Annotated in this window: 1 protein-coding gene; it reads right to left on the bottom strand. The window is 58.1% G+C overall.

Going from position 1 to position 222, the window contains the following annotated elements:
- On the bottom strand, window positions 1–222 hold a 222-nt coding region (locus AC0608_RS13955), incomplete at both ends, for a hypothetical protein (RefSeq protein ID WP_478289501.1).

Genomic DNA, 222 nt, shown 5'->3' with positions numbered 1-222 from the left:
ACCCAGTCACCGCGAACCAGCAGCGCCAGCAAAATCACGCCAACCACCGCATCAAAAGGGCGCAGACTGGCCACGGCCCACATGTGCAGCCAGATTGCGCTGGTCGCCAGTGGGTCATTGAGCAGGTGAAACAGCCATTCGTCGAAAATCACACACAGCATCTGGCCCGTGGGCCACAGCCAAAAACACAGCAGTCCGATAGCGAGTAGATTGCAAAGAGCC

The organism is Flavobacterium sp. GNP008, assembly GCF_056428965.1.
The sequence above is the reverse complement of the archived record's forward strand: the minus strand, read 5'-3'. Positions and strand labels throughout refer to the sequence as shown.